13 protein-coding genes are annotated in these 12,678 nt (G+C 56.8%); 3 read left to right on the top strand and 10 right to left on the bottom strand.

The window, feature by feature from the left end:
- Positions 1-32 precede the first annotated feature (32 nt).
- Both L1065_RS02855 and L1065_RS02850 read left to right on the top strand, forming a co-directional pair.
- Positions 33-464, top strand: a complete 432-nt coding sequence (locus L1065_RS02855; RefSeq protein ID WP_237093931.1) for a DUF302 domain-containing protein — start codon at positions 33-35, stop codon at positions 462-464.
- A gap of 92 nt (positions 465-556) precedes the next feature.
- On the top strand, positions 557-1,618 hold the full coding sequence (locus L1065_RS02850; protein WP_237093930.1) for a YeeE/YedE thiosulfate transporter family protein: 1,062 nt from the start codon (positions 557-559) through the stop codon (positions 1,616-1,618).
- 3 nt (positions 1,619-1,621) lie between these two features.
- On the opposite strand, the gene L1065_RS02845 is transcribed toward L1065_RS02850, so the two are convergent.
- From L1065_RS02845 to L1065_RS02800, 10 genes are all read right to left on the bottom strand, one after another.
- Entirely contained in the window at positions 1,622-2,563 is a 942-nt protein-coding gene (locus L1065_RS02845) for an MBL fold metallo-hydrolase (RefSeq protein WP_237093929.1), read from the bottom strand.
- Positions 2,563-3,477, bottom strand: a complete 915-nt coding sequence (locus tag L1065_RS02840) for an MBL fold metallo-hydrolase (protein WP_237093928.1) — start codon at positions 3,475-3,477, stop codon at positions 2,563-2,565. The genes L1065_RS02845 and L1065_RS02840 overlap by 1 nt, the downstream gene beginning before the upstream one ends.
- Positions 3,478-3,576: 99 nt before the next feature.
- The gene (gene mnhG, locus L1065_RS02835) at positions 3,577-3,960 is read right to left on the bottom strand and encodes a monovalent cation/H(+) antiporter subunit G (protein ID WP_237093927.1); all 384 of its coding nucleotides are present in this window, start codon (positions 3,958-3,960) and stop codon (positions 3,577-3,579) included.
- Positions 3,957-4,247, bottom strand: a complete 291-nt coding sequence (locus tag L1065_RS02830; protein ID WP_305082538.1) for a K+/H+ antiporter subunit F — start codon at positions 4,245-4,247, stop codon at positions 3,957-3,959. Before L1065_RS02830 ends, mnhG begins: the two co-directional genes overlap by 4 nt.
- Entirely contained in the window at positions 4,244-4,747 is a 504-nt protein-coding gene (locus L1065_RS02825; RefSeq protein ID WP_237093926.1) for a Na+/H+ antiporter subunit E, read from the bottom strand. The genes L1065_RS02830 and L1065_RS02825 overlap by 4 nt, the downstream gene beginning before the upstream one ends.
- On the bottom strand, positions 4,747-6,306 hold the full coding sequence (locus L1065_RS02820; RefSeq protein ID WP_237093925.1) for a monovalent cation/H+ antiporter subunit D: 1,560 nt from the start codon (positions 6,304-6,306) through the stop codon (positions 4,747-4,749). The genes L1065_RS02825 and L1065_RS02820 overlap by 1 nt, the downstream gene beginning before the upstream one ends.
- Positions 6,303-6,647: a Na+/H+ antiporter subunit C gene (locus L1065_RS02815; RefSeq protein WP_237093924.1), complete on the bottom strand. Its 345-nt coding sequence runs from the start codon at positions 6,645-6,647 to the stop codon at positions 6,303-6,305. Before L1065_RS02815 ends, L1065_RS02820 begins: the two co-directional genes overlap by 4 nt.
- 3 nt (positions 6,648-6,650) lie before the next feature.
- Positions 6,651-9,509 carry a monovalent cation/H+ antiporter subunit A gene (locus L1065_RS02810; RefSeq protein WP_237093923.1) on the bottom strand — a complete coding sequence of 953 codons (2,859 nt, stop codon included), beginning with the start codon at positions 9,507-9,509 and terminating at the stop codon, positions 6,651-6,653.
- 227 nt (positions 9,510-9,736) lie between these two features.
- A complete protein-coding gene (locus L1065_RS02805) occupies positions 9,737-10,726 on the bottom strand; it encodes an ester cyclase (RefSeq protein WP_237093922.1) in 990 nt (329 codons plus the stop codon).
- Between the two features lie 7 nt (positions 10,727-10,733).
- On the bottom strand, positions 10,734-12,071 hold the full coding sequence (locus L1065_RS02800) for a cytochrome-c peroxidase (protein ID WP_237093921.1): 1,338 nt from the start codon (positions 12,069-12,071) through the stop codon (positions 10,734-10,736).
- Between L1065_RS02800 and L1065_RS02795 the strand changes: the two genes are divergently transcribed.
- Positions 12,024-12,494 carry a tetratricopeptide repeat protein gene (locus L1065_RS02795; protein WP_237093920.1) on the top strand — a complete coding sequence of 157 codons (471 nt, stop codon included), beginning with the start codon at positions 12,024-12,026 and terminating at the stop codon, positions 12,492-12,494. The two genes, L1065_RS02800 and L1065_RS02795, sit on opposite strands and share 48 nt — an antisense overlap.
- The last annotated feature ends 184 nt before the right edge of the window (positions 12,495-12,678 follow it).

Raw genomic sequence — 12,678 nt, 5'->3', positions numbered from 1 at the left:
GCTAAAAGATCAGCAATAGAGAAGGGAATACCATGAAACGACTTCTTATCGCTGGACTTATTGCGGTATGCACCGCACCTGCAATGGCCGAAGATCAGGCTGTGACCTACCCGTTTGAGGGCAGTTTTGACGATGCCACCTTTGCCGTTGAAAGCGCGATTGTCGGCCGCGGACTGGTGATTGATTACGTCAGTCACACGGGCGCTATGCTCAACAGGACGGGCGCAGATGTGGGCAGCGACGTAGAGATTTTTGCCCAAGCCGATATCTTTTTGTTCTGTTCGGCCAGCCTGTCGCGCACAGTTATGGAAGCCAACCCGATGAACATCGCCCATTGTCCTTACGGGATTTTTGTGGCCGATCAAGCGGGCGAAATCCTGATCGGTTACCGCGAATACCCTGAAGGCGAGATGCAACAGGTTGAAACCCTTCTCAAGGAAATCGTCGAAGAGGCGTTGGAGTAATCCAGCCCGTCGGCGCCCCTTTATTTGACAGAAATCAACGCACTATTTGGGGGCGTCTGCTGCGGGTGTGCCATAGCAACCAAAGGTGACATGTGCTCGAAAATCTGCTGGATACGTTTGGGGACGGGGGTGTCTTGATGATTGCAGGCGCCTGTGTCGGTATTCTGTTTGGATGTGCAGCACAACATTCCCGGTTCTGTCTGCGGGCTGCGACGGCCGAAGTGGCAGAGGGGCGATTTGCACAAAAACTTTCGATCTGGCTGGTGGCGTTCCTGGCTGCGCTGTTCTTGGTTCAAAGCTCGCTAGCAGCGGGCTGGCTGGATGTGTCGGACGCCCGCCAACTTGCCGCCACGGGCAGCTTGTCAGGGGCGATCATCGGGGGCGGTTTATTTGGCGTCGGCATGATCCTTGCACGCGGCTGTGCCAGTCGGCTTTTGGTTCTGTCGGCCACGGGAAACCTGCGTGCCATTATCACAGGGCTGGTTCTGACGCTGGTGGCCCAAGCCTCGCTAAGGGGGGTGTTGTCGCCCGCGCGTGAAAGCCTGTCACAGCTGTGGCTGGTCGATGGTGGCCCCGCGCGCAGCATGCTGGTGCAGTTGGGCTGGTCGCCTCTGTTTGCGGCCATATGTGCGGGGGTGGGACTGGTGATCGCCTTGATGTTTGCGCGGCGCAGCGGGCAGGCAGGATCACGCGTCTTGGCCGCCGCTATGGTCGGTGGCGCCGTCTGGCTTGGCTGGATGATGACCTTTGCGATTTCCCAAACCTCTTTCGATGTGGTGGCCGTGTCATCTGTGACATTCACAGGACCATCGACCGACACGTTGATGGGGTTGGTGAACTCAACCGATTTGCCGCTTGGCTTTGGTGTTGGTCTTGTTCCTGGCGTTTTCGTCGGGGCGGCGGTCATGGCCCTTTTGAGCGGGGAGTGGCGCATACAAAGATTTGGCCCCGACACCCCTATGGAGCGTTATCTTCTGGGCGCTGTCTTAATGGGGTTTGGCAGCATGTTGGCCGGTGGCTGCGCCGTTGGCGCAGGCATGTCGGGCGGATCCATCCTTGCGCTGACGGCATGGGTTGCGGTGTTTTCAATGTGGATCGGCGCGATGCTGACCCACCGCATTTTGCAAAGCGTTCAGCGCTCGGTCCACGTCTGAAGGCTACTCAAATTCCATCTGTTCGTAGACGCGGCCCGCGTTTTTCGTGGCCAATTCCTCATAGGTATCAAGGTTTTTATATGGGGTCTGGTCCACGTAGTAGGCCTCGGCCAGATCACCGCCCGCGTCCAGATGTGCGCCGATCTTGCCGCGCAGATATTCCAGATAGCCTTTGGTGTATTTGCGCACCTGATCCATGTTGGTGGGATGGCCGTGGCCTGGAATGACATAGGTGGCATTCAACGCCTCGAATTCCGTATCCCATGTCTCAAGCCAGTCAGCGGTCATCGTATCTTCAAAGATCGGCAACATACGCTCGTGAAAGGCCATATCGCCCGAAATAACAAGGCTTTGGTTTGGCAGCCAAATGACGATATCGCCCGGGCTGTGGGCAGGGCCCAGGTAGCGTGCCTCAATTCGGAAATCCCCCAGTTCGACGATGTAATTGTCGCTGAAACCTTCGGTGGCAGGTTGCACCACCGTGCCTGCAGCCTTGTCGCGGTTGTAGCGTTGCATGCCTTCAAGGATCGACCCGCCGATCGCTTCCACTTTGGCGATAGCGTCATCATGGGCAATCACGGGGATGCCCTGTTCGGTCCAGTAGTTGTTTCCGAGGACCGCATGGCCTTGGCCGTTTTCATTAAAAACCATTTTGACGGGTTCATCTGTTACCGCCTTGATTTCGTCGTGTAAGGCTTTGGCCAGCCCATATGCGGCGCCGCCGTTGACCACGACCACCCCGTCGCCCGTTACGATGAACGAAAGGTTGTTGTTGTGACCTGCGTTTTCATAGGTGGGTGGGGCCGTGGCCCCGATAGCAGACCAAACGCCCGGGATCACTTCAACGGGTTTGTTATAGAGCAACGAGCCGGGGTATTTGTCCGCGATGTCTTCATGGGCAAATGCGCTGGTTGCGACAAGGCAAAGGGCAAGGGCGATCCGCATCACATCTCTCCCGCAATGAAACGATAGCCGCTGTCTTGACGCTCGATCCGGCCCAGTCCGCCTTGGGGCAGGTGAAAGCCCAACAGCGCAATATCATCTGCAACCAATCGGTCCAATAGGGCCTGGCGTGTGCTGGCACCCAGTTCGGGGTTCTGGTCAGAGCCGCTGGCCCAAGCGGGCCGCGCAAGGGCGACGTGATGGTTGCCGATGGCGTCGCCCCCCACCAGCACGGCTGATGTGCCAGAGCGCAGCTCGAAGGACGTATGTCCAGGGGTATGTCCGTGGGTTGCAATGGCCTGCACACCCGAGAATACCTCGTCCCCGTCTTTGAAAAACGTGATCGTGTCGGCAATCGCCTCCAGCCTGCGGGCCGCCCCCACAGCAAAGGACGCACGATCTGCGCCGATGCTGTCAACGGTTTCAGGATTGGTCCAATAATCCCATTCCACCTGACTGATCATATAAGACGCATTGGGGAACATCGGATCATCGAAATCATCCAGCACACCCCACAGGTGATCGGGGTGGGCGTGGGTAAAGACCACATGGGTGATATCGTCAACGGCCACGCCAATCGCATCCAGACTGTCTTGCATCATGCCAGCCGATGGCATGAACCCGCTGCCAGAGCCTGCATCAAACAGGATCGTCGCATCCGGGGTTTGATAAAGCGTCAGATTGCATGGGGGGCTGACCGCATCGCGGGACACATTGGCCGCTTGCAAAATGGGGGCCAACTCATCCTGCGGAAGCGCGGCAAAAAACATGTCTCCCGGTAGGGACAGGCTGCCATCGCTGATGCTGTGCAATGTAGCCGCGCCAAGCTGCACTTGCGTTTGTGCAAAGGCCCGACCCGCCGCACATGTCGCCACAAAGGCACCCGTATGTTGGAGTAGCGTTCGACGACTGATCATGGTCCATCCCCCTGAATTCAATTCCTTGAATGTAGGTGGACAGCGCGTCTCTAGGCAAGTGTTAATCACGCGATACCGCAGATTGGGTGGTGCGCGGGGTTATTCGTTTGACGCGATGACCTTGTCGACTTCGGGCGTATCAAGTGTGGACCATGTGGTGTCAACCGATGGCGCATCGGGCATATCGCACGAACGCGTGTGAAGATTGACCTTGGCGATGAAATTCGCGGTCACAGGGGCCGTAACGAACAAGAACCCGATCACCAGCAATTCATGCATCGACGGTTCACCCATCAAAAACGAATGAAGCACAGATGCGATCAGGAACGAACCGATCCCGAGTGTGCCTGCCTTGGTTGGTGCATGCAGGCGCGTCATCCCGTCATTGAGTTTCAGAAGGCCGATTGCAGCAACAAACGTGAACAACAGCCCCACACAAAGGAAAAAGGCGATGGCAAGGGGAAGAAAGGTTTCGGCAATCATTCGATGATGTCCCCCCGCAAAACAAACCGCGCATAGGCGATGGTCGATACAAAGCCAAGCATCGCAATGATCAGTGTCGCCTCAAAATAGATCTGGGTGCCTTGGTAAATCCCAAGCAGAACAATCAAGCCGATGGCGTTGATCACCATTGTGTCCAGCGCAAGGATGCGGTCAGCGGTGCTTGGACCGATCCATAGGCGGATCACGGCCATGATCTGCGACAACGCGGTGATCGCAAACGCCCCCATCAGGGCATAATTCATCAGGTCGGCGGGGGCAAAGCTCATTGGAAAATCTCCATCAGGCGGCGCTCATATCGGGTTTTGATCTCGTCTCGCACGGCGGCGGGGTCGGGCGCATCAAGGGCGTGCACCAAAAGGCTATGCCCTTCATCAGACAGGTCCGCCGACACGGTTCCGGGGGTCAGGGTGATCGTGCCTGCCAACAAGGTGATCGCTTCTGGCGTTTTCAGATCCAGCGGGATTTCGACCCATGCAGGCTTCATCTTGCTGTTCGGTTTGGTCAATACAATCCATGCGACATGGATGTTGGCCACGATAATATCGTAGATCACCAAAAGCGTGTAGGACAGCATCTTGCCACCACGAAACCCCTGTGGACGATCAGGCCACCAGCGTGCCGTGCCGATCGGGATGACGATCCCGAGGATGATGCCAAAGACAAACATGCCTGCCGAGAATTCGTTTTGCAGCAAGATCCAGGATATGGCCATCAAAACGGTCAGAAGCGGGTGGGGGAACAGCCAGCGCAAAAGTGATTGAAGCATCAGTGATCCTCCCCTTTCTTATCATCGGCTTTGGCGTCTGACAGCTTGCCCGGCGTATCCAGAACCGTCGAGATATAGGCATCGGGCGCATAAAGCTGCGCCGCAATTGCGTTGGTGTAGCGTGTCATTGGACCGGCAAAAACCGTATGGGCGACCAGCAGGGCCAGCAATCCGCAAACGGCGATATAGGACATGGCCGTTGGTGTTTGCGGTGCCTTTGCGTCCGCTGGACGTTCGATGGATTTGGCCTTCCAGAACACTGTGCTGCCTGCGCGGCCAAATCCCACCACCGCCACAAGGCTTGATGTCAGGATCACAGCCCAGACCCAAACCATCGTGCTTTGTTCAATCGCCGAATGCAGGATGAGCAATTTGCCCAAAAAGCCCGAAAGCGGCGGCAAACCCGTCATGGCAATCGCAGCGATAAAAAACAGCCCCGCCGTCAGATGGGCGCCGCCGATGCTTGGCTGGTCTGTCAGGTCAAGGTTTGTGCGCCCTGTGCGCACCAGATCAGAGATCAGGAACAACGCAGCCGCGGCAAGCGTTGAATGAACGATGTAGTAAACAGCGGCGGATGTCGCCTCGGGCGTGAAGAGCGAAATCGCAATCATCACCATACCCATCGACCCGATCACGGCAAAGGTGATCAACCGGTCCAGCTTTTTTGCGGCCAGCACGCCGATCATCCCAAGCGCCAGCGAAACCAAGGCAGCAGGCAACAGCCACGCGCCATGCAATCCTGCGGTCACTTCGACCTCGGGGCCAAACACCATCGTGTAGACCCGGATAATCGCATAGGCACCCACCTTGGTCATGATCGCAAAAAGGGCGGCCACGGGGGCAGGGGCTTCTGCATAGCTTGAGGGCAACCAGAAATGCAGCGGCACAAGGGCGGCCTTGATCGCGAACACCAACAGCAACAAAACGGCTGCGATACGGATGCCGACGGTTTCTTCCGGGCTGACAAGTGCCACACGCTGCGCAAGATCGGCCATATTCAGGGTGCCTGTTTCTGCGTAGATCGAGCCCAAAGCAAACAGGAAAAGCGTTGAACCAAGCAAGTTGAACAGCACATACTGCACGCCTGCTTTCAAGCGCACAGTGCCGCCCGAATGGATCATCAACCCATAAGAGGCGATCAAAAGAACCTCGAAGAATACAAACAGGTTAAACAGATCGCCCGTCAGAAACGCGCCCATGATGCCCATCAGTTGGAATTGGAACAACGCATGGAAATGCTTGCCCCGATCATCCCATCCCGATCCGATCGCATAGAGCAGCACGAACAGGCCAAGCACCGCCGTTAGAAGCACCATCAGCGTTGACAGACGGTCGCCCACCACCACGATCCCGAATGGCGCAGCCCAGTCGCCCAGTTGATAGAGCAAAACTGTGCCATCGCTTGTGGCCCATGCAAGGCCCGCAGCCACCGCGATCAGACCGATGACACCCGCCACGGACAGAACGCGCTGGATGCCGATGTGATACCGCGCAGCAAGCACGATGAATGGCGCCAGAATGGCCGGCAGAATGACAGGCAGGATGATCCAGTGGGTCATTTGCTGTCTCCTGCGTCTGTCGGCGCAATATCGTTTACCGCGTCATCATCGGCCCCCAGATACGCACCAAGCGCGATCATCACGACCACCGCGGTCATGCCAAAGCTGATGACAATCGCGGTCAGCACCAAGGCTTGGGGCAGCGGGTCTGCATAGGTGGTGGCATCCGTCAGGATAGGCGGTGCGCTGACCGTCAGGCGACCCGATGTAAACAGGAAGATATTCACCGCATAGGTCAGCAGCGAAATTCCCATGATCACCGGGAACGTGCGCAGCCGCATGACCAGATACAGACCTGCGGCTGTCAAAACGCCAATAGCAGAAGCAACAAGAAATTCCATCGATCAGGCCTCTGCTTTCGGGGCGTCATCGCGTGACGGGTTAATATCCATCGGGTGTTCTGGGTCCTCCACATGGGCGCGGCGCGCAAGCCGCGAGAAACTTTCAAGCGATAGCATCACCGCACCAACGACCGCGAGGAACACGCCCACATCAAAAAGCGCCGCTGTCGCCAGCTCAAATTCGTTGAAGGGTGGGATGCGGACATATGTGAAATCCGACGTCAGGAACGGCTTGGCAAAGAACCAACTGCCAATCCCCGTAAGCCCTGCCACCAGCACCCCTGCGCCAATCACGCCGTGATAGGGGTAGCGCAGGCGCGACGATGTCCACGCAAAACCGCTGGCCATATATTGCATCACAAAACCGATTGAGACGACCAGACCCGCGATGAAACCACCGCCTGGTTCATTGTGGCCGCGCAAGAAGATGTAAAAGCCCACCAGCATCACAAGCGGCATGATCACGCGGGTCATCACAACCATCATCATCGGGTGCATGTCGCCTGCGCGCGGCTGATCTGGAAGGCGGTTGAGCAAACGCGCCCGCACAGGACCGTTCAACAAAGCTTCGGTCAGCGCAAATATAAGGAGGGCGGCAATGCCCAGAACAATAATCTCGCCATAGGTATCAAACCCGCGGAAATCGACCAAAATCACATTCACCATATTGGTGCCACCGCCACCTTTGTAGGAATTGGCGATGTGGAACTCGCTGATCGAAGGCGCCACGGTATCGCGCAACATATAGTGAAACGCCAATGCAAAGGTCGCCAGCCCCCCGACAATGGCAATGCCTGCATCGCGCATCCGCATAAGCACAGGGCTTTCAACAGGGGTGCGGTTTGGCAAGAAATTCAGCGCCAACAACAGCAAGATGATCGTGACAACCTCAACCGTCAGTTGCGTCATGGCAAGGTCAGGGGCGCTAAAGACCACAAAACCAACCGAAACCATCAGCCCGACAATCCCGATCAGGATAAGCGATAGAAGGCGGTGGCGATGCAACACCACCATGCCAAGCGTTGCGGTGACCAGCAGCGCCCACCCCGCAATCTCGACCACGCCAGCAGGTTGAACCGCGCGCGTCGGGGCACCGACGGTCCCCGTTGTCCATGCATGATAGCTGATGGCGATGACTGTGATTGCAAAGATCGCCGCATAGCGGGTGAAAGCGCCATTGTGCAGCGGGTGGGTCAGGGCTTTGGCCAGTGCAACGGCACTGGCGATGACAGCCTCGAAAATCGTCTTGGCTTCGGGGCGTGGTGTGGCGTCCCAAGCCGCTTGCAGCGGTTTGTAAATCGCCATCACGATCAAACCACCGACCACCGCAATGATCGACATGAAGAGCGCAGGCACAAAGCCGTGCCAAATCTTGAAGTAGTTTTTCGGCACCTCTGCGGCGTCACCAAGCACCGATGCGGTGACCGTCTTGATGAAAGGTTCGGCCAAAAACGGTGCCACGCCAATCGCCACAACAATCACCACCAGCAAGGCAGGTGGACCCCACATGCCAACGGGCGGATCATGCGGGGTGGCAGGATAGTCATCGCGGACAGGGCCAAAAAACGTATGCCCGATCAGGCGGAAGCAATAGGCCGCCGAAAACAGAGATCCGAACGTTGCAAGCGCAGGCACCAGATAGGGCGAGCTAAAGAGCACTGTGCGCTCTGCCTCTTCCAGCATCATCTCTTTAGACAAAAAGCCATTCAAAAACGGAATACCTGCCATAGAAAGTGCGGCCAGCGTGGCGATCACAAAGGTCACAGGCATCAACTTGCGCAAGCCTCCAAGGCGGCGGATATCGCGCGTATGCGCTTCGTGATCGATGATGCCTGCCGACATAAAGAGGGCGGCTTTGAACGTGGCATGGTTAAGGATGTGGAACATCGCGGCCATCGCACCAAAGGCCGTGCCGGTGCCAAGCAGCATGGTGATCAGCCCCAGATGGCTGACCGTCGAAAAGGCCAGCAGAGACTTCAGGTCATGTTTGAACAAGGCAATCACCGCGCCAAGCACCATCGTGATCAGCCCCGCGGTGGTGACAATCACAAACCATTCAGGCGTGCCTGACAGCACAGGCCATAGTCGCGCCATCAGGAAAATCCCCGCCTTCACCATCGTGGCCGAGTGCAGATACGCCGATACAGGTGTGGGCGCGGCCATCGCGTGTGGCAACCAGAAGTGGAACGGGAATTGCGCTGATTTGGTAAAGCATCCTAGAAGGATCAGGATCAGGGCGGGCAAATACATCGGCGAGGCTTGGATCGCCTCACGGTTTTGCAAGATCACAGACAGATCATAACTGCCCGCGATATTGCCAAGGATCAGCGCACCACCGATCAACGCCAGCCCGCCCATCCCAGTGACCGTCAGCGCCATGCGCGCGCCTTGGCGGCCTTCGGGAAGATGCTTCCAATATCCGATTAGCAGGAAGGACGAAAGGGAGGTCAGTTCCCAAAAAACGATCAAAAGCAATATGTTGTCGGACAGAACAATTCCGACCATCGCGCCTTGAAACAGCAAAAGATAGGTGAAAAATTCGCCCATATTGTCTTTGCGCGACAGATAAAACCGCCCGTAGGTGATGATCAAAAGACCGATGCCAAGGATCAAACAGGCAAAGAAAAACCCAAGCCCATCCAGCATTAAGGTCACGTTCAACCCAAGATCAGGCAGCCAGGTCACACCTGTCTGCACAACCTCTCCGGCCAGAACGGCGGGCAGGTTGGTCAACAGCCCGACAAGCGCGGTCAGGGTGATCATAAACGTCACGCCCGCGCAGGCATTGCGCCCCGCTGAATTCATCAAGCCGGGCAACAACGACCCGACAAACGGCAAAGCAACGATAAGGAAGAGGGACACGCGAACTCCTGATCTTATGTGGGCTCAAACGAAATGAGTGGACCCGTTTTGTGGCAATTTTGAAAGCACCTCAAGAGCAATCGTGTCGTATAACACATTGCAGGATTGGAATAATTCCCAATCCGCACTTGCGCTGGAGACGCCACCAAACGTGCGACTTCGCGAAATTTTCGTAAATGTAGGCCCAAATCTGGCGGCTGCAAGACCGCGCAAGGCAAGATTTAGCGCTAAACCGCGCCAGTATGGAGTAAAATTTGCTTCCAAATGGCTGTTTCATCAATCAGCGCGTATTCACGGCGCAGCCCCCACGGTCCGAATTCGGCCTGTGCCAGCCCCATGATATAGACAGGCGCGCCCGTCGGCGTCCCGAAGCTGCCCCAACCATCATGTGTGCCTTCCAGTGACCACAGCAGCGATGCCCGCGGGCTCATCATCGCGTCATCATTGCCGATCACTTGCAGCACTTTGAACGTGGCCGATGGAAAGGCAGAGCGAAGGCCAAGCCATGTTTGATCGACAAAACCATGGCCAAAGCCGCTGGCGTGGCGCCAATAATGTGCCTCCACCGCGCGGTCGTAGTGCGCAGGGATCACGCTGAACGCGCCTTGCATCATTTGGGTCAGCAGATCGGCATAGCGGCTGCCGATCTGAGTTTCATTGCCGCGCCCCGTGTAAGGGCCTTGCTGGTCGATTGCGGGGCTAAAGGGCGTCACACAGGCCTCTGGCCCGCCTTCGCGGGCAATCAAATCGCGGGTGAAATCCACGATATCCCATCCCATCTGTTCAACAATGGCGCTTTGATCGCGCACAAGCCATTCATCATTGATGTAGTTGGCCTGTGCATGACAGTTGGCGATGATCCTGTAGGCCAGTTTGCGACCCGTGGGGGCGCCATACATGCCCGCCCCTGTATGGGTGGCGGTGCAATACAAACGATGTGACGACAAAAAGCCGTCATTGGGTGCATCGCACCAGATCACGTCTTCCCCAAGAAGTTCGCGATCAGGAAATTCGGCAAGGGTTGATTGCGTGGCGGGGATCACGCCGCTGTTGCCAATCACCATCGAAGCAGGCGAGCGCACATGAATGTCGTCGCTGTAGTAGTCGCGCAAGGAATGGATGCGACGGTCTTCCCAGATCTCTTTGGTGACACCAATGATATAGTCAGGGACATCTTTGAACTTCGGGTCGAAGCCGGCTTTGAAAGGGTGGGTCATGGGCGCCTTAGTCAACGGGGATACCAGACGGCACGGCCAAGGGTTTGCCCATCGGTCGCATGTCGTGGTTTTTGTCGGTCAAGGCGTGCATGAAGGCGACAAGTTGGTCAACCTCCGCATCGCTCAGATCAATTGGGGTGATGTCGATTTTTGACGCCTGCCGTGCCATCTCGCGGCGGTCTGACTGTATCACGAAATCAATTTGCTGCACCTTTTCGGGCACATTGGGCAATTGCGCCAAATCCTTGGTCCAACCCTGTAACGCGGCGGCGGGATTAAGGTGGTGTCGGATCATACCTTCCAAAGTGGGATAGGCACCGTTGTGCCCATACGGACCCGTTAACGCCACATTGCGCAACATGGGTGTGCGGAAACGGTAGGCATCTTCCAACACATTGGTTTCGCCCATGCGCCCCACATCGCGCGGGATCGGATCAAACTTGCGCGTGCGCCCCGGTCCAAATGCGGGCAGGGCCAGCGCATGGAAGGATTGATCCGACAACAGCGCGCCAGAATGGCAACTGCTGCAATTTGCCTTGCCGAAAAAGAGCGCGCGGCCCGCTTCGGCCTGCGCGGGCAGTGGCGTGCCATCGCGCAAGAAGGCATCATAAGGCGTGTCGAAACTGCGCCATTCGGTGGTGATGAAAGCGCCCAGTGCATTGCCAATATGGGTGATGTCTATGTCGCCCGCGGTTTCCACATCGTCAAAGGCCGTTTTGAACAAAAAGACGTATTTCTCAATCTCGCTGACGCGATCGGCGATAAGGGGCCAGGCGCGGTCAATCCGGATCTGCGTGGCATGGGTGACATCATTTTCGCCCAGATTGCCCGCCATTTCGAATTGCGCGGTCAGCGGAAACAGGGATTGGGCGGCCACAATGTTATCAAGCCCTTGCGGCAGCCATTCTTCGGCAGGTGAATTGAAACCGTTGCCGAAAAGGTCCGATGGCGTCAGCCGCCCATCATGAAACACAACGCGCACATCTTTATGGCCCAAATTCCACAGGGCAGGGGCGTTGCGCGGCACGCGTTTGCGAATGGCGTCCTGTCCCATGCCTGCTGTGCGCTTTGTGCCAAGGCCCATGCCGCCTTCGCCGATCCCAAGCGATAACCCGTCGGTGCCTGCAAGATCATGATGATGGCAGGTCGCACAGGCGATGTTTTTGTTGCCTGACAGAACTTTGTCATAAAACAAAAGCTGGCCCAGTTGGGCTTGCAACGGGTCGGCGGCAACGTAATCATTGGCCGTGATCAGATCGGCCTGCGCGGTGGTGCCCAGTCCTACAAGGAATGCGATATGTGGAAGTATATTCTTGCGTTTTGCCTGCTTGCGGCCCCCGCCCATGCCGAATTGGAAGAGGCGCGCGACGCGATGGAGGCGGGGGACTTCACCCGCGCTTATGAGCTTTTCTGGCCAGCGGCGCGTTCGGGCAATGCCGACGCCGAAGAATTGATCGGCGTGATGTATGCGCTTGGACTTGGGGTTGAGCAAGATTACGAGCGCGCGTTTGAATGGTATCTGCGCAGCGCGATGAAAGGGCATCCGGGCGCGCAAAGCGGCGTGGGATGGTATTACGAGGTTGGACTGGGCATGCCCGCGCCCGACCTGACCCGCGCTTACATGTGGTATGTCCTGAGTGCCATTGGAGGCGACCCCGATGCGGCGATCAGTCAGGAAGAAGTCGTGAAAAAGATGACGCCAGATCAAATTGAAAAAGCCCATGTGTTGATCGATGATTATCGAGTGTGGATGTATCCCTTTCGCTGAATGTAACCGAAAGGGTGCGGCAGGGAAGCCCTGTTCTGTGCAACGGCTTGTTTCCCAAACAGCATTTAACGCCAAAGGTCTTAACACATCGTAGGGCCCGCGCACGCAGCTTGGCCAATGCCGCAACGCCGCGCTGGCTTTGTTATCCTCAGGTTTCGTAGATTTGTAAGTGTTCTGGCCTTGT

Origin of the sequence: Nereida sp. MMG025, from assembly GCF_021654165.1 — a bacterium.
Taxonomy (GTDB): Bacteria; Pseudomonadota; Alphaproteobacteria; order Rhodobacterales; family Rhodobacteraceae; genus Nereida.
The sequence above is the reverse complement of the archived record's forward strand: the minus strand, read 5'-3'. Positions and strand labels throughout refer to the sequence as shown.

Excerpts from the sequence above, each read along its gene's own strand:
- L1065_RS02840 (WP_237093928.1), bottom strand. The coding sequence starts at position 3,477 with ATGATCAGTCGTCGAACGCTACTCCAACATACGGGTGCCTTTGTGGCG.
- L1065_RS02795 (WP_237093920.1), top strand. The coding sequence starts at position 12,024 with ATGTGGAAGTATATTCTTGCGTTTTGCCTGCTTGCGGCCCCCGCCCAT.
- L1065_RS02825 (WP_237093926.1), bottom strand. The coding sequence starts at position 4,747 with ATGCTTCAATCACTTTTGCGCTGGCTGTTCCCCCACCCGCTTCTGACC.
- mnhG (WP_237093927.1), bottom strand. The coding sequence starts at position 3,960 with ATGATTGCCGAAACCTTTCTTCCCCTTGCCATCGCCTTTTTCCTTTGT.
- L1065_RS02845 (WP_237093929.1), bottom strand. The coding sequence starts at position 2,563 with ATGCGGATCGCCCTTGCCCTTTGCCTTGTCGCAACCAGCGCATTTGCC.
- L1065_RS02820 (WP_237093925.1), bottom strand. The coding sequence starts at position 6,306 with ATGACCCACTGGATCATCCTGCCTGTCATTCTGCCGGCCATTCTGGCG.
- L1065_RS02855 (WP_237093931.1), top strand. The coding sequence starts at position 33 with ATGAAACGACTTCTTATCGCTGGACTTATTGCGGTATGCACCGCACCT.
- L1065_RS02815 (WP_237093924.1), bottom strand. The coding sequence starts at position 6,647 with ATGGAATTTCTTGTTGCTTCTGCTATTGGCGTTTTGACAGCCGCAGGT.
- L1065_RS02800 (WP_237093921.1), bottom strand. The coding sequence starts at position 12,071 with ATGGGCGGGGGCCGCAAGCAGGCAAAACGCAAGAATATACTTCCACAT.
- L1065_RS02830 (WP_305082538.1), bottom strand. The coding sequence starts at position 4,247 with ATGAGCTTTGCCCCCGCCGACCTGATGAATTATGCCCTGATGGGGGCG.
- L1065_RS02805 (WP_237093922.1), bottom strand. The coding sequence starts at position 10,726 with ATGACCCACCCTTTCAAAGCCGGCTTCGACCCGAAGTTCAAAGATGTC.